The sequence below is a fragment of the Trueperella pyogenes genome, assembly GCF_001070855.1.
Lineage (GTDB): Bacteria > Actinomycetota > Actinomycetes > Actinomycetales > Actinomycetaceae > Pauljensenia > Pauljensenia pyogenes_A.
Window position 1 is genome coordinate 307,458 of the sequence record NZ_JVLH01000009.1, and the last position, 16,215, is coordinate 323,672.

General features: G+C 56.8%; 14 protein-coding genes, 1 tRNA gene and 1 other RNA gene. 10 read left to right on the forward strand and 6 right to left on the reverse strand.

Translation table 11 applies throughout. The annotated features are described in order from the left end of the window. Positions 1–42 precede the first annotated feature (42 nt). From ADG72_RS04795 to ADG72_RS04805, 3 genes are all read left to right on the forward strand, one after another. A complete protein-coding gene (locus tag ADG72_RS04795; protein WP_048712732.1) occupies positions 43–1,914 on the forward strand; it encodes a ribonucleoside triphosphate reductase in 1,872 nt (623 codons plus the stop codon). After that, positions 1,911–2,636, forward strand: a complete 726-nt coding sequence (locus ADG72_RS04800) for an anaerobic ribonucleoside-triphosphate reductase activating protein (protein ID WP_048712735.1) — start codon at positions 1,911–1,913, stop codon at positions 2,634–2,636. The genes ADG72_RS04795 and ADG72_RS04800 overlap by 4 nt, the downstream gene beginning before the upstream one ends. Positions 2,637–2,922: 286 nt before the next feature. Continuing rightward, positions 2,923–3,516 carry a LytR C-terminal domain-containing protein gene (locus ADG72_RS04805; RefSeq protein ID WP_048712737.1) on the forward strand — a complete coding sequence of 198 codons (594 nt, stop codon included), beginning with the start codon at positions 2,923–2,925 and terminating at the stop codon, positions 3,514–3,516. A 26-nt stretch (positions 3,517–3,542) separates the two neighbouring features. Here ADG72_RS04805 and ADG72_RS04810 read toward each other — a convergent pair whose 3' ends face one another. The 3 genes from ADG72_RS04810 to ADG72_RS04820 all read right to left on the reverse strand — a co-directional run bounded on the left by ADG72_RS04810 (position 3,543) and on the right by ADG72_RS04820 (position 7,064). Then, a complete protein-coding gene (locus tag ADG72_RS04810) occupies positions 3,543–4,097 on the reverse strand; it encodes a TetR/AcrR family transcriptional regulator (protein WP_048712740.1) in 555 nt (184 codons plus the stop codon). Then, positions 4,084–5,547, reverse strand: coding sequence for an MFS transporter (locus ADG72_RS04815; RefSeq protein ID WP_048712743.1), 1,464 nt, complete (start codon positions 5,545–5,547; stop codon positions 4,084–4,086). Before ADG72_RS04815 ends, ADG72_RS04810 begins: the two co-directional genes overlap by 14 nt. A gap of 149 nt (positions 5,548–5,696) precedes the next feature. Next, the gene (locus tag ADG72_RS04820; protein WP_048712746.1) at positions 5,697–7,064 is read right to left on the reverse strand and encodes a uracil-xanthine permease family protein; all 1,368 of its coding nucleotides are present in this window, start codon (positions 7,062–7,064) and stop codon (positions 5,697–5,699) included. 234 nt (positions 7,065–7,298) lie between these two features. Between ADG72_RS04820 and ADG72_RS04825 the strand changes: the two genes are divergently transcribed. Continuing rightward, positions 7,299–7,736: a DUF4190 domain-containing protein gene (locus ADG72_RS04825; RefSeq protein WP_048712747.1), complete on the forward strand. Its 438-nt coding sequence runs from the start codon at positions 7,299–7,301 to the stop codon at positions 7,734–7,736. A gap of 84 nt (positions 7,737–7,820) precedes the next feature. Further along, positions 7,821–7,905: transfer RNA gene (locus ADG72_RS04830), tRNA-Ser, on the forward strand. 222 nt (positions 7,906–8,127) lie between these two features. Here ADG72_RS04830 and ADG72_RS04835 read toward each other — a convergent pair. Beyond that, positions 8,128–8,397 (reverse strand): hypothetical protein, encoded by a 270-nt coding sequence (locus ADG72_RS04835; protein ID WP_048712750.1) that lies wholly within the window; start codon positions 8,395–8,397, stop codon positions 8,128–8,130. Between the two features lie 9 nt (positions 8,398–8,406). After that, positions 8,407–8,670, reverse strand: a complete 264-nt coding sequence (locus ADG72_RS04840; RefSeq protein WP_048712752.1) for a hypothetical protein — start codon at positions 8,668–8,670, stop codon at positions 8,407–8,409. Positions 8,671–8,854: 184 nt separating this feature from the next. Here ADG72_RS04840 and ffs point away from each other — a divergent pair. The 5 genes from ffs (at position 8,855) to ADG72_RS04860 (ending at position 14,788) form a co-directional block, all read left to right on the forward strand. Continuing rightward, an RNA gene (gene ffs / locus ADG72_RS08445) (signal recognition particle sRNA small type) lies at positions 8,855–8,950 on the forward strand. Positions 8,951–9,109: 159 nt separating this feature from the next. Then, the gene (locus ADG72_RS04845) at positions 9,110–11,746 is read left to right on the forward strand and encodes a DNA polymerase III subunit gamma and tau (RefSeq protein ID WP_048712755.1); all 2,637 of its coding nucleotides are present in this window, start codon (positions 9,110–9,112) and stop codon (positions 11,744–11,746) included. Positions 11,747–11,749: 3 nt separating this feature from the next. Next, a complete protein-coding gene (recR, locus tag ADG72_RS04850; protein ID WP_019126766.1) occupies positions 11,750–12,346 on the forward strand; it encodes a recombination mediator RecR in 597 nt (198 codons plus the stop codon). Between the two features lie 31 nt (positions 12,347–12,377). Next, entirely contained in the window at positions 12,378–13,103 is a 726-nt protein-coding gene (locus tag ADG72_RS04855) for a response regulator transcription factor (protein WP_048712758.1), read from the forward strand. Between the two features lie 8 nt (positions 13,104–13,111). Beyond that, positions 13,112–14,788 carry a sensor histidine kinase gene (locus ADG72_RS04860; protein WP_048712760.1) on the forward strand — a complete coding sequence of 559 codons (1,677 nt, stop codon included), beginning with the start codon at positions 13,112–13,114 and terminating at the stop codon, positions 14,786–14,788. Positions 14,789–14,843: 55 nt separating this feature from the next. Here the strand turns inward: ADG72_RS04860 and ADG72_RS08815 are convergent, their stop codons facing one another. Next, complete coding sequence (locus ADG72_RS08815; RefSeq protein ID WP_239667663.1) at positions 14,844–16,193, reverse strand: 3'-5' exonuclease; 1,350 nt, start codon at positions 16,191–16,193, stop codon at positions 14,844–14,846. Between the last annotated feature and the right edge of the window lie 22 nt (positions 16,194–16,215).

Below are 16,215 nucleotides of genomic sequence, written 5' to 3' on the forward strand. Positions count from 1 at the left end.
CCCCCACCACGATGTCTGTGTTGAAGCTCGGAAAGGAAAACCGTGACTACATCTCCCACAACACGCTATGACATCGATGCGATCTCGACCGTCGAGGAATACCTTGACCGCTCCGATTGGCGCGTTAATGCAAACGCCAATCAGGGCTACTCGCTGGGTGGCTTGATCTTGAACTCTGCCGGCAAGATGATCGCCAACTACTGGCTGGAGCGCGTCTATTCCCCCGAAGCGGGAGCAGCGCACCGCAGCGGTGATATCCACATCCACGATCTCGATATGTTCGCGGGTTACTGTGCGGGATGGTCGCTCAAGCGACTGATCCAAGAAGGTTTCAACGGGGTCAGCGGTGCCATCGCCTCGGCACCCCCGAAGCACTTCTCTTCGGCGTGCGGACAGATCGTGAACTTCCTTGGAACTTTGCAAAACGAATGGGCGGGAGCGCAGGCCTTCTCCTCCTTTGATACATACATGGCCCCCTTCGTTCGCCTGGACAACATGACCTACGAGCAGATCGTCCAGAGCATGCAGGAATTGATCTACAACCTCAACGTTCCTTCGCGCTGGGGCAGCCAGTGCCCCTTCACGAATCTCACCTTCGATTGGACCTGTCCGGATGATCTGGCCAATGAGCACCCCCTCATTGGCGACGAAGTTGTGGACTTTACTTATGGCGAGCTCCAAGAGGAAATGAACCTCATTAACCGCGCCTTCATTGAGGTCATGACGGGGGGAGACGCAGATGGCCGTGTCTTCACTTTCCCGATTCCGACCTACAACATGACTCCCGATTTTGATTGGGAGGGCGAAAATGTTGACGCGCTTTTCGAAATGACCGCAAAGTACGGCCTTCCCTACTTCCAGAACTTCATTAATTCCGACTTGGATCCCCACATGATCCGCTCGATGTGCTGCCGCCTGCAGCTAGACCTGCGCGAATTGCTCAAGCGCGGCAATGGTCTCTTCGGTTCCGCAGAGCTGACGGGCTCCATCGGTGTCGTCACAATCAATATGGCGCGCCTGGGCTACCGTTTCGCGGGCGACATGGACGGCCTTGTCAAGGAATTGGATCACTTGATTGACCTGGGTTCGCAGACCCTGGAAGCCAAGCGTGAAACCATTCAGTTCCACATGGACCGCGGCTTGTTCCCCTACTCGAAGCGCTACTTGGGACACCTGAACAACCACTTCTCAACCATTGGCGTGAACGGCATGAACGAGATGGTTCGAAACTTCACGGGAGACCAGTACGACATCACCGATAAACTCGGTTTTGAGATGTGCTGCTCGGTTCTCGATCACATCCGTGAGCGCATGGTTGAACTCCAAGAGGCAACCGGCCACATGTACAACCTCGAGGCGACCCCGGCCGAAGGTACAACCTACCGCTTCGCGAAGGCCGACCGCCTCCACTACCCGGGCATCCTTCAGGCCGGCACCGATGAGCAGCCCTACTACACGAACTCCTCGCAGCTTCCAGTTGGCTATACCGACGATCCCTTCCAAGCATTGGAAGATCAGGAAGTTTTGCAGGGCAAGTACACGGGCGGCACTGTTTTGCACCTCTACATGGGCGAGCGTATGAGCTCGGGTGCGGCCTGCAAGGAGATGGTGCGTCGTTCGCTGACCGCATTCAAGGTCCCTTACATCACCATCACCCCGACCTTCTCGATCTGCCCTGTGCACGGCTACCTTGTGGGCGAGCACTGGACCTGCGAGAAGTGCGCCGAGGCCCACCCCGACCGTGAACCACAAGAGTGTGAGGTCTGGACTCGAGTCATGGGCTACTTCCGCCCCGTGAAATCCTTCAATATCGGAAAGAAGGGGGAGTACAACGAGCGCACCATGTTCTCTGAGGCTGCGGCTTCGGATCATGGTGAACTGGTCAGTGCTTTCCCGCCGGTAGATCAGCGATGAGCCTTGCGACTTTGAGGGCCTCGGACCTGCAAATCGCGGGTCTGAGCCCCATGTCCAGCGTCGATTGGCCGGGAAAATTCGTGGCGACGGTATTCGCCCAGGGATGCCCCTGGGCATGCCCGTATTGCCACAATCAGGCGATCATCGATCCGAAAATTCCCGGGGTAGTGTCCTGGGAGAAAGTTGAGGACCTGCTGGGCCGTCGAGTTGGTCTGCTGGACGGGGTGGTCTTCTCCGGTGGCGAGGCCACGCGCCAGTTGGCCCTTCTGCCGGCCATGCGGCGCGTGCGCGATTTGGGCTTCGAGGTTGGTTTGCACACCGCGGGTCCTTATCCTTCGCGTCTGCGTGAGATTTTGCGTTCCGACCTGGTTGATTGGGTGGGCATTGACATTAAAGCGATGTCGGGTCCTGCGTACGAGGCCGTGGCCGGGCGCCCCAATGCGGGGCCGAAGGCGTGGGAGAGCCTGGGAGAGGTGCTGGATTCGGGTGTTGCCTATGAGGTTCGCCTGACGGTGTATCCGGATGGTCCTTCCGATGCACGCGAGGTTGCCTTGTGCGTCAAGGACTTGGGTGCAACGCATTTTGCACTTCAGCAGGCGCGTGCCATGGGCACTGCAGAAGGTTTCAATGCGGGGGATCGCGCGTGGGACATGGAAGTCGAGGCGATGGCTGAAGACATCAAGAAACTTGGGTTTGAATCCTTTGAATTCAGGCCTGCATAAAACAACGTGCTCGGCGACTCTGTGTTTGGGGGAGCGTCGAGTGTGTGAGCGGCCGCTATGCGCGCTGAAGTGGGGTTGAGCGTGCGGTGCCGCAGCGTTGCCGGGAGTGCTTTAAGCTGCACTCCCGGCAACTGCTATCTTCTGGTTTCCAGATAAACGAAGCGCAGCTATCAAGCAGGGAGCACTTCCATTGATTGCTGTTATCACCCTGATTCTGACAATGGTGCTCTACTGAAATTCGGCGTAATTCATGCGCAAAGTGCCATTCGTGAAGTAGGTTAGTCCTGTGAGTGCACCACAACCCCAACTGTCCCGCCGCGAACTCTATCGCCGCGAACGCCAGCTTAAGCAGAATTCGGTCTTCTCGATCGTTCTTTCGGTGATGGCTGGACTCAGTGTCCTCAGCCTTTTGGTGCTCTCGGGAATTCTTCCTATCCCCTTCCTTAACGGCTTTTCCGCAAAAGTTAAGTACGCCTCGACAGGGGATATTCCCTGCCCTAGCGAGGAAACTCAGCCTCTGGCTACGTCCTCGATCAAGGTACAGGTTTTCAATACGACATCGCGCTCGGGTGTTGCACGCGATGCGTCAGACATGCTCAAGAGCGTGGGCTTCCAGGTGGCAGATCCTTCGAATTCCTCACCTGAATACGCGGGTTCTGCTCAGATTCAAGCAGGTCCCCAATCTGTTGATGCCGCATACACCGTCGCGCGTTTCTTCCCCTCATCGCGAGTGACCTTGACCGATAACACCGAACCGGGAGTGACCGTCCTTCTGGGCTCGCTCTACAACGGTGCCCTGACCGCCGAGGATCTGCAGCGCGTTCAGGAAAATCACGATGACCTTAAAGGTCCCAGCACCTGCTTGGCGCTGCGGAAATAGCTGAGATCCACCCGCGCGGGTGAGATTTAGAAATGTGCCTGCGAAACGTCGGGTAGCGAATCCAAATACGCCAACGCAGCCGTGATCAGTGCACGGCGTTCCTGTGTGGTCAGATCGTAGGAATTGATGTGGTCGTGCACCCACAGGCCGTCGGCAATGATGTACAGCAGGTAGATATCTGGATCGGCCAAAATTTCTTCGCGAGGAAGCAACCAGGGGCCTAAGATCTCATCCCACACCTCGGCGCCCTCTTCGCGCGTATGGGTATCGAGCGCCAAAAGAAGGTCTGCGCGGGTCGCGCTTTGCGAGAGTACTTCCACGACGGCGCGTAGGCGTTCGCGGGCCGATAGCTCCTCGGGAGGGGCACCCGCGGCCTCGAGAAGGCTTGCCCTCCATGACGAGGCCAAGTGCTCGTTGAGCGCCAAAAGTAGCGCAGTGCGGGAGGGGAAGTGGTAGAGAAGTCCGGATTTAGACATTCCCGAGGCCTTCGCGAGGGAGTCGTAGGTCAGTGCGTCCAGGCTCTTCTTATCGATGATCTCCAAGGCGGCCTGGATGAGCTGCGATTTTTTACTCGTGCGCATACTTGGTCTCCTTCGGATTGTCTTTGAGAAGTACGGCTGTTGCGATTGCAGCGCTCAGGGCAACTGCGATCGCAATGGATAGTGTCCATGTATAGGCGGTATCGATGGCGCTTGCAGCCATGGGTGCAAGAACTGGGTCATGGGCAGAAACGTCCATGTTGTGGGCGACTTCGGGGGCCGCATTGAGAGTGTAAAACAGCGACATCAGTGAACCCAAGACCGCCACCGAAAGCATCGTTCCAAACTCGTAGGAAACCGATTCGATTGCCGAGGCCATGCCGGTCCGGCGGGCTGGGGCTGAACCGATGATTGCAGTTGAGGTGACGCTCATAGCCAGGCCAGTTCCCGTACCTAGGAGTGCGAGCGCGATCATGAAGATGAGGAAGAGGTTTTCCTTGATAGCGATGATCGCAATGATTCCGGCGATGCTTGCAATGACATAGCCGCCTGAGATGACAGTTCTAAATCCCAAGCGATCGACGTAGCGGCCGCCCAAGATAGCGCCCGGGAATGCTGCTACAGCAACGACGCCTGTGACAAGGCCAGCTTGGAGCGGAGTAAAACCTGCTGACAGTTGAAAACGCTGGGTTGTCAGGATTTCCATTCCAGAGACCACAAACATGCCAAGGAATGCGCCGAGGAACCCCGCTGTGAAGAGGCGGCTGCGAAAGACATCAAGGGTCAGAAGAGGAACGTCTAGGTAACGCTGGCGATGGATGAAGAGCAGCATGCCGATGATGAATAGGACGATGCCGGTCGCGACAAGGGTCGTGTCAATAGGTGTGTGAGCAAGATTTTCAATTGTGAGAACCAGGCCGACCATGGTGATCATTGCGTAGAGAGAGGACATGAAGTCCCAGCTGCGTTTGGGGTTGGGGTAATTGTCAGGTGCAAGAAGGTATGTGCTGACCAAGGCGATGATGACGATGGGAATGTTGATTAGGAACACTGCTCCCCACCACGTGTGAGTGAGAAGGAAGCCGCCCAAGAGTGGGCCGACGGCCGATCCGACGGTGGCTACGGATCCCCAGATACCAATGGCGGTGTTACGCTCGCGGGGTTCAAGGAAGGTCTGGCGGATGAGCGCAAGGGTTGAAGGCATGAGGACCGCAGCCCCTGCGCCAAGGAATCCTCGTGCAGCGATGAGGATCGCGACATTTGGCGCGAATGCTGCAGCACTGGATGCAAGGCCGAAGATGACGAGCCCGACTTCGAACATGCGTCGGTGTCCGATCTTGTCTCCCAGGGTTCCGGTTCCCAATAGAAGGCCGGCCAGAACCAGAGGGTAGGCGTTGATGATCCACAAGCCTTGCTGATGGGTCGTGTGGAGTTCAGATCGAAGCGTGGGAAGAGCGACGTAGAGGATGGAGTTATCGGCTGCAACGATGAACAGCCCCAGCGAAATCACAAGAAGAAATGCCCATCGAGTCCGTGTCGATTCAGAGCGCATGAGCAGATGTTAGCACATAACTATAACGGACGTCCGGTTTAGTAAGTGAGCTGCGCTCAGTAGGAAATGGTTGGTATTAAGCGGAAATCAGGTAAATGCCAAGGCCGGGGTGTCCTTTCGGACACCCCGGCCATAGCGATCAGAAATGATCAGGCTTGAGTGGAGCGATGCCGTGAAGCGTAGGGTTCGCTCTCGAGTTCGGATCCTGCCGGAGCCGAAGCGGGCGAAGCCTGCTCAAGGTTGGTGCCACGCAGCTTCGAAATACCGCGCATGCCGTGGTAGACGATGATCGCAGCGGCGGTGCCCAGGGCGATGCCACCGAAGGTCATGCCGCTGATGTTCCAGGTGAAGTCGGCAATTGCGACAATCAGAGCGATAGCAGCAGTGTTGAGGTTGACCGGGTTGGCGAAATCAACGCGGTTCTGGACCCAGATTCGAACGCCGAGCATGCCGATCATGCCGTAGAGGACGGTACCAGCGCCACCGAGGACACCGGAGGGAATCGTTGCGATGAGCGCACCGAACTTCGGCATGAGCGAGAGCAGGAAGGCACAGCAGGCCGCGACCAGGTAGGCAGCCGTCGAGTAGACGCGGGTTGCTGCCATAACGCCGATGTTTTCGGCGTAGGTCGTCGTACCAGAACCGCCGCCCGCACCTGCGAGCATGGTGGAAAGGCCATCAGCGAAGAGCGCGCGACCCGTCAGGTCATCGAGGTTTTCACCGGTCATTGCGGAAACCGACTTCACGTGGCCGACGTTTTCTGCGATGAGGACGAAGACCACGGGGATAAAGAGGCCCAGGGTGGAGACGGAGAAGGAGGGAGTCTGGAATTGCGGGAGACCGAACCAAGCGGCCTCGCGAACGGTCTCGAAGTTCACCTCGTGCTGGATGACAGCAGCAATGTAACCGATGAGCACGCCGAAGAGGATCGAGAGGCGGCCGATGATTCCCTTGAACAGAACCGTGATCAAGCAGATGGAGAGGATTGTGATGACTGCGGTGATGGGGCCGGTCTTCACCCAGTTCCATGCGGCGGGTGCAAGGTTCAGGCCGATGAGGGCAACGATTGCGCCTGTAACGGTCGGGGGCATGATCGCGTCGATCCAGCGAACACCTGCGAAGTGAACGATGATGCCGACAAGAGCCAGGGTTGCACCGGTGGCGATGATGCCGCCCAGTGCGAAGCTCGGGCCAAGTTCCTTAGTTCCGGAGACTGCCAAGATCGGCGAAATTAAAGCGAAGGACGACCCCAAATAACTTGGGAGTCGTCCTGCAGTGATAAGGAAGAAGAGGAGCGTTCCAATTGCCGAGAAGAACAATGTCGTTGACGGTGGGAAACCGGTGAGCAAAGGAACCAAAAAAGTTGCCCCGAACATTGCAACGACGTGTTGTGCGCCAATTCCAATTGTTCGAGGCCAAGAAAGACGTTCGCCGGGAAGAACTACGTCACCGGGAGCAATACTGGTGCCATCGCCATGAAGTTTCCAGCGGAAGAATCCTGATTGTGCAACAGACATGCTGCTAAATCTCCGATCAGTTGAAGGGTCTGGGCCGAAACCGGTCGGAACACCAGCATAGACCGAAATCTGAGTATTGTGTAAAAGTGCTCGCTATGTGGCGCCTCACAGGACGGCCTTACTTCGTTCGGTTGCGGCCTAGTGCGGCAGTATTGACCTTGAAGGCATGAGATATGGCATGCTTGAGGAAGGAATCAATGTGTGTGTAGGTCGTAGGAGTATCGGAGGGTATTCATGGCACTCAATCCCTATGCTCCCGGCGGCAGTGGGACAAGCGCAACCAATGCTGCCAATCCAGCAATGGCCTCGACCGTCCTAGACCCCTATGGACCAACTCCACACTTAGGGCAGCCAAAGTCCGAACAGCCGCAGAGCATGGTGTTCCCGGGCAGTGACGACACCTCTTTGCTTGATGTGTTTGCAAGCCCCGGTTACACCTCTCCCAAACCGCAGGTCAATACGATTGCAAATATTGCGGCGTGGGTAAGCACGCTCTCACTATTCTTCTTTCCCGCGATTGCAGCCGTGATTCTAGGAATCATTGGACTTGTCGGTTCGACGAGTATGAACGGTGTGGGACGCAGGGCGTCGATTGCGGCAATTATCGCCGGAGTTGTAGGGATTCTGATCTGGTTCCTGGTCTGGATGGCACTATTCTGGCGCTCTTCGTGAGGGATTCCACGCCGAAAGCTGGCGTGAAAATTTCGTGATTTCGACGAATTCCGCTAGCATTACGGGGTGCGTGTTTCACGCTCCGGAGGATTCGCCTAGTGGCCTATGGCGCACGCTTGGAAAGCGTGTTGGGTGCAAGCCCTCGGGGGTTCGAATCCCCCATCCTCCGCTGATAGCCTCGGAACTTTGTTGAAGTTCCGGGGTTTTTCATTGTGAGAATAAGGAAAAGTCGCGGTTCGTGGCGACGAAGCCTGCTCGTCTTTTCGTTTCTTTTTCAGCTATCCGTGTCATTAAGGGCAACAAAAGGGCAAGAAAAACCCAACAGCTTCAGCTAGTGCGGGGCATGACAACGTAACCTACAGGTTCACAACGTAGTGGACGCGGGGCTACGCTACCGGTTTTTCTTGAGCGCGAGGCCTTCGCGAAGCTCAGCGAGTTCTTCGTCGTAAAGTCCCGATGCGTTGCGATTGACTTCTTGCAGCCGCTCTACCCAGTCTGGGGAGACGATGTCGTAATCGATGAGTGACGTCACGGCCCCGTCGACATCAGGGCCATCACAATCGAGCATCATACGTAAAAACGCGACCGCTTCTTGCGCGTCAACCGCGTCAAGTGCCTCGATTGTGTCGAGCACGAACTGTGTTGTCGTATCTGCCGCCATGTGTGTAGCCTACCTACTCTTTGAACCGCGGTGCTTTCGTGCTGTGAAAGTGGCTGCGCCAGCGGTTGCGACTAAGGTCGCTGCAATGAGTACTTCTGATCCAAAACCGGTCTTAGCCAACTCTGAGCGCTTTGGTGAATGAATCGTCGGCTCTGTGGAGTTAGGAGTGGTGGGGCCCGCGATTTCAGTAGCCTGCGTCAACTGCTGAGCAAGGATGGGCGTTGCTGCTACAAAAAGTAGTGCGATCGCTGCACGAGTCAGTTTGATTCGCATTGAAGCTCTCCAGCTTTCTACCAAAATGTTCAGGCGTAGTGCCTAAGGTAATTAACTGGATTCAATTTTATATCGAGCCTGATGAGCGTCCAAATGTGGGGGTCAGAGGGCTAGGGGAAGCGGAAGGAAAACTTCGATAAATAACACGGGTCGCAGGTTGTGGCCCGTGCCGTGTAGACTATTCTCGGATCCTCCGCGTGACGGTATCATCCGAACCTCCCCAGGGCAGGAATGCAGCAAGGATAAGGGTGCGCTGCCGGGTACGCGGGGGATTCTTTTATATCTGCATTACTACCGCTGGCCTGGCGACAACGAAGTGACTCAGACAGTGTTCAGTGGGAAACTGCTTGGGCCTCCACTTTTATGATTTTCGCTGTGTTCTTGCGGCTTGTGGTGAAAACAGGACGCAAATGAGCGCGCGGGGCCGTAAAGTTCAAGTGTGACGACAGCTCTTTATCGCCGGTACAGGCCCGATACCTTTGAACAGGTCATCGGCCAGGAACACGTGACCAAACCCCTCCAGGCAGCTTTGCGTGCCCACAGGGTCAATCACGCGTACTTATTCTCTGGTCCGCGCGGGTGCGGAAAGACGACCTCTGCGCGTATTTTGGCGCGTTGCCTGAACTGCGCTGAAGGTCCAACGGATACGCCTTGCGGTCAATGTGAGTCCTGTCGTGAACTGGCAACCGGTGGTCCGGGTTCCCTCGACGTTGTTGAAATCGACGCCGCCTCGCACGGTGGTGTGGATGATGCGCGTGACCTACGTGAGCGCGCTACTTTTGCGCCGGTGCGTGACCGCTACAAGGTCTTCATCATCGACGAAGCCCACATGGTCAGCCCCCAGGGCTTCAATGCCCTGCTCAAGCTCGTGGAAGAGCCGCCCGAGCACGTGAAGTTCATCTTTGCGACAACGGAACCTGAGCGCGTCATTGGAACCATTCGTTCCCGTACGCATCACTATCCTTTCCGCTTGGTTCCGCCGGATATTTTGGAACCCTACCTGCAGACTCTGTGCGATGAGGAGCATATTCGCGTCGGTGAAGGTGTCCTTCCCCTGGTCATCCGCGCCGGTGGCGGTTCTGTGCGTGACTCTCTGTCGGTCTTGGACCAGTTGATGGCCGGCGCAATCGATGGAGAGATTGCATATAAGACCGCTGTTGCTCTTTTGGGCTACACGGATACTGCGCTTTTGGATGAGACTGTCGATGCCCTTGCAGGGGGCGACGGCTCTGCTGCGTATCGCGTGATCGAAAAAATGGTGTCTTCAGGTCATGACCCGCGTCGTTTTGTCGAAGATTTCTTGCAGCGCTTACGCGATCTGTTGATTATTGCTGTCGCGGGTGATGGCGCCAACGATGTCTTGGTGGGAACGCCTCACGATCAGTTTGAACGCATGAGCGTCCAGGCAAAGAACTGGGGCACGCAGGCCTTGTCGCGCGCTGCCGACCTCACTGACGAGGCCCTTCGCTCCATGACTGGTGCGACCTCACCCAGGTTGCAGCTTGAGTTGCTCATCGGCCGAATCTTGGTGCCCGGTGCAGGCGTTGATGCTACTGCTGGTGCCTATGGAGTAGCACCTGCGGCGGTCACTGGTGGGATGGCGGGTACCCCGGGACCGCTCTCTGGTGGAGTCGGCTTGGTTGGGGGCGGTGCCCCTGCCGAGGCCCCGGCTGGCTCGGGTTCATTTGGTGCTCGTCAGGCACGCGAAGCTCTTGCACGCAAGAAAGCCCAAAAGAGCGGAGACCAGGACACCTCGGTGGCGCCAGAAGCTTTTGTCGATGGCCGTATTGATTCGCCTCGACAGGCAGAACGCGCTCCTCAGCCTCAGCCCTCATCCGGCGGCTGGGAGGTTGCTCGCCCTGCTGCTCATAGTGATGCACCTGCGCAGCACAGCGCTCCTGTTGATGCTCCTGCTGCTCAGACACCTCGTGACGCTGTCCATGAAGTGTCTGAAAAGGCTTCGGAGCAAGTTCCTGCGCCTTCTCATTCGTCCGCTCCCGCGCCAGCACCTGCGCAGGTTTCAAGCTCCGCTGCTGCACCCAATGCGGATCTTGTACGGCAGCGCTGGGGAGATGTTGTTGAGCGCTTGGCCACGCACAGCAGGGTTGTGTGGAGCTTGCTGTCTCAAAACGGGCAATTGGGAGCCGTTGACGGAGACCAATTGGTCATCCTCTTCCCCAGTCAAGGGATGGTCGCAAGCTTTACAAACGGGGGACGAGCGCAGATCGTGGAAGACACGATCTATGACGTCTTGGGTGTTCGATTGCACGTGAGCGCACAGGTGGGGCAATCCGGTGGTGGGCCAGCAGTTTCAACGCCTTCTGCCAATGCACATTCCGTTGCGGCTCCTGTGCAGAGCACGCCAGCCCAGGCCGCACCCGTTCAGTCCGCAGCCGCTCAGGCTTCAGCTGCTCAAGAATCGGTCCCCTCCGGACCAGGCAACACAGACGCTTCAGCGCACGAAGCAGCACCAACACCGGAATTCCATGTTCCGGCGGAACCGATCGATTCTTCGAAACCCTATGATCCGCAGGCACCGGAATCTTACGATTGGCATACTCAGGCGCCGCCCCCTTTTGATCCGGGGGATCAGGTTGAAGAGGTAGAGCAGGATTTACAGGAAGTACCTGCTCCATCACCTGAACCTGATGATGAACCAGAGGATGAGCCTGCCGCGACCTCCGGTTGGAGCGAAACTGTTGTACAGCCTCCAAGCTTTGACCCGCTTGAAGAAGAGTCTGCCCCTGAAGTTCCGAACTTTGCTGAGGTGACGCCACTTCCTTCACAGCGTTTTGCGCGCATAGAAGAAGATGACGACGCGCCTTCTAGCGAGGACACACATTCAACTGACAATGCGCGTTCGGATGAGGAGCCGGAAGTCTCAGCAGAGGCCTCGGCAGAGGAAGACTCGCAGGAAATTCCCGCAACCCCCAGCGTTTCTGCGGCAGAGGACGACAGCGCCAGCATCGATGATCAGGACATGTCCGAATCGAATCTCTTTGGAATCCCAGCAGTTTTGGATATTTTGGGCGGAACCATCATCGAGCAAAAGACTGACGACCAGGGTGGGTGGTGACGCATGTACGAAGGAGCTCTTCAAGACCTCATTGATGAATTGGGACAACTTCCCGGAGTGGGGCCAAAGAGTGCGCAGCGTATGGCTTTGCACCTTCTCGAGGCCGAGCCCGAGGATGTCGAGCGCCTCACCACTGCGATCAATGCGGTCCGCCATCAGGTCAAGCACTGTGTCGTCTGTGGAAACCTCACTGAAGACGATGAATGCTCGATCTGTCGGGATCCGCGGCGTGACCCCAGCGTGATCTGTGTCGTCCAAGAACCAAAGGACATTCAGGCCATCGAGAATTCACGGGTATTCCGCGGACGCTATCACGTGCTTGGCGGCGCCATTGATCCTATCCACGGGATTGGCCCCGATCAGCTCAGTATTCGCCAGCTTTTGGGACGCCTGTCAGATGGCGTTGTTCAAGAGGTCATCATCGCGACAAACCCGAATATTGAAGGTGAGGCAACCGCCTCGTACCTAGCGCGCACTCTCTCGACAATCGGTGTGACAACAACGCGACTTGCCATGGGCCTTCCCGTGGGTGGCGATTTGGAATATGCGGATTCCATTACCCTGGGACGGGCGATGGAAGGCCGACGCAATATGTCCTGAATTTCCACGGAAATTATGAAAGGATCGCGACGTGAGTACAACAGAGTCCAGCTTTATTCGCCCCGATGGGACACCAGCGCGCGTCCTTGTTGTGGATGATGAATCGGTCTTGGCCGAGCTACTTGGATCAGCACTGCGTCACCAAGGCTGGGAAACCCAAACGGCAGCAAACGGTTGGGAAGCACTGGATAAAGCCGATACCTTCGATCCCGATGTCGTGGTCTTGGATATCCAGATGCCCGGACTGGATGGAATGGAAACCTTGGAACGCCTGCGTAAGCGCAAGCCACACCTTCCCGTTCTGTTCTTGACGGCGCGTGACGCCGTTGCCGATCGCGTTGCCGGACTGCGTGCAGGTGCAGATGACTACGTCACTAAGCCTTTCGATCTCGATGAAGTGACAGCGCGTATCGATGCCCTGCTTCGCCGCTATGGAATGGCTTCGGTTACCGCTGAACGTGTTCTGACCGTTGGTGACCTGACCTTGGACGAGGACTCCCACGACGTTGCGCGCGGCGGTGAAGCGATTACGCTCACCAACACGGAATTTGAGCTTCTGCGTTACTTCATGGAAAACCCCAATGTTGTCCTCTCGAAGTCGCAGATCCTCGACCGCGTGTGGTCCTACGATTTCGGCGGTCAGGCAAACATCGTCGAACTGTATATCTCCTACCTGCGTAAGAAGATTGACGCTGGGCGCGAACCCATGATTCATACGGTCAGGGGAGCCGGTTATATCCTCAGGCCAGCCTCCTAGGAGCGCCAATGACAAGCTCTTCCCCCCAAGCTTCGAATTCTGAACCACAGGCGACCACCCCCAAGCACAGCACTCCTCGACCAAAGCGCAAGCGATCGCGTCTTCTCACTGTTCGTCTGAGTCGTTTCCTTGCTGCAGCCGTCGCTCTTGCGCTGGTGACCATGCTTGCCGCCTCGGCGCTCGCAATGCATTCGTGGATGTCCTCCAAGCTCGATAGTTCGCTTGAATCCATGCTCAGCAGGCTTGAAAAGAACGCAGAGCTCAGCTTGCAGCAACCTGTTCCTCCGCCCCCTCCTCCGACGGCTGGCTCGCAGAACGACCAGGATGATCATGACGATGACCATGGACCATCACAGTCGAATTCCCCAAGTTCCTCTGCTCCGCCAAGTGAACACGGTCCGCGTGGTTTGCGAGGCCCAGGTTCTGCAGAAGGCCAGTTGCAGCTCATCAAACATGATGATGAGGTGGTTTCCGGTGTCGTCAAGCAATTTGATGTGGTGGAACTCGATAGTGCCGCTCAGCAGCAGATTCTCTCCTTGCGCTGTGATAGACATGGGCACAATGTCAGCTTGCCGAATTTAGGCTCTTTCAGGGTTATGTGCGGTCAATCAGAGTCGGCAACACTGGTCGTCGGCCTGTCTTTGGCAGCCAATAACTCGACGCTGATTATGTTGGTGGCTCTTGAAGGCGTCATCGCTCTTGTCGTGATCGCAGGCGCGACTTTCATCGGTCGCAAGTGGATTCGCAAAGAAATGCTCCCCTTGGGTGAGGTAGCGGCGACTGCGCGAAACATCGGCTCCAAGGACCTGATTGCCACACCAACGGTTGAGGATTTCCAACGCGTTGATTACTCCATCGCCCAGCCTGGTGATGAGGTCGGCGATGTTGGTTACGCCCTCAATACGATGATCGACAACGTTGAAACGGCACTTCAGGCCCGCGCTGAATCCGAGCAGCGCCTGCGCCAGTTCGTTGCCGATGCCTCGCACGAGCTTCGCACTCCCTTGGCATCGATTCAGGGTTACACGCAGCTTCTTCAGCGCGGGGCAACGGACCAAGAGCTTGCGCTTTCCCGAATTGCCTCTGAGTCTGCGCGTATGTCCGGTCTGGTTGAGGATCTTCTACTTTTAGCTCGCCTTGATGCGGGACGCGAACTAGCCAGCGATCCGGTAGACGTGATCCCTCTGGCCATCGACGCAGTGTCAGACGCCCACGCGGCAGGTCCGGATCACCAGTGGAGCCTGGACCTTCCCGAAATTGATGACGAGGCTGATTTCTGCACTTCCTGCACCGTGCTGGGTGACGAGTCTGCGCTTCGCCAGGTCTTCGCAAACCTAGTCAATAACGCGAGGATCCACACTCCCGCTGGCACTCACGTCAAAGTTGGGGTGCAAACGATCGCCGGTACCGCATCGACGCCGGGATTTGTGCGCCTGAGCGTTGCTGATGATGGGCCGGGTATTGCGCCCGAGCTGCGCGCGACCGTCTTTGATCGCTTCGTCCGAGGCGACACTTCGCGCTCACGTCAGGGGAAAGGATCCTCGGGGCTTGGACTATCGATCGTTTCGTCGATTGCCGAGGCCTTGGGTGGCCGAGTGGATGTCGATACCTTATGCGAAGGCGAGGGTGCACCCGGCGAACACGGAACGACCTTCTCGGTCATCTTGCCGGCGGCAGAAAACTAGACCTAATGCGAATAGGGGCGCTCTCACATCGATGAGGGCGCCCCTACGGTTATCGCTAGCGGTTTCTTTGTTGAAGAGCCGCGACGATGAGGGCGCAGGCCTCGGCATCCGAGGTTGCATCGTGGTGATTCAGACGGAAACCCGGAACAAGTGCACGTGTGACGGTCGGCAGTTTGTAGTCACTCAATCCGGGTACTAGATCCTTTGCCGTCCGATAGGAACAGAAGAAGTCGCTTGGCAAGGTTCGGGTTTGGAAGAACTCGTCCAGCTCCTGCCAGACCCTCTTATCGAAGGTTGCGTTGTGCGCATACATGGGAAGTCCAGCGGAAAAACGCAGCGCATAGGGTGCGACATCTGTCCATGATGGAGAGTTGTGGACGTCGCGCGCAGTAATTCCGTGGATGTGCGTGAATTCAAAGTGATCGTAACCTGAAGGAGGTTTGATCAGCGTCGACATGCGGTCGATGACCTGGCCCTGATGGACCTTTACAAGTGCGATCTGGCACGCAGAGACGCCACCCATGCGATTTGCGGTCTCGAAATCGACAGCGACGAAGGTTGGCGCCGCAAGGATTTTTGATGGAGCGGACCATGCAGAACTGCGTGGCTGCTCGCGTCTTGACGAGGCCGCTCGTGCGGGCGCAGATGAGCGTACCTGCGCGTAGGGGCGGAGGTTCGGATTGTATTGCTCTGTGATGCGTGGGGTTGAGTGCTCTTCAGCAGGGATTGATGTGTAACCGGTTGTCGGCGCGTCAAAATACGTTGTGCTTTTGACGTGTTTTTCAAGCTCGACGAGGCGTTTCCATTCGGCGTTATATGCAGAGGCGTCCTCACCGCGTTGTTTAGCAAGCATTTCCTGTGCTTTGGCGCGACGCTTCTGAAGGTCGATGCGGTAATCTTCGCGAGGCGCGGGCAGGCCCAGCGAGAACCATCTATCCAAGGTTGCGAGCTCGCCAGAGTAGTCCTTCATCTTGTGCTGAATGATGGTTACCTGGGCGACGTAGTACTCCATGACGCACTTAGGGTTTTGAAGCGCAGCTTTGACCATTTCTGTTAGGCAAGCTTGGGCTAGCGCCAGCGCCTGGTCGAGGTCTCCTGAGCGCTTGAAAGCTTTGATGTCATCGATCCATTCGAAGATGTAGCGTCCGTTGTAGCGGGGGACTAGGCACTCGGTGGTGTTTGCAGTGGGGGGAGTTGTAGCGACTAGAGCCGTCGGGAAAGAACCTGTGGGAGTAGGAACAACTGGAGTACCGGAGCCATTGAACGGCTGCAGAAAGGACTCCACGCGAGACTGAACTGCACCGACGCGCGACTGTACTGCCTCTACGTGGGACTGAACTGCGCGATCAATGTTTCCGGGTACGGTTAAGTTCGAAATATCGCGAATGATGTCACGCAGACCCACTGTAACTCTCCTGATAACGACG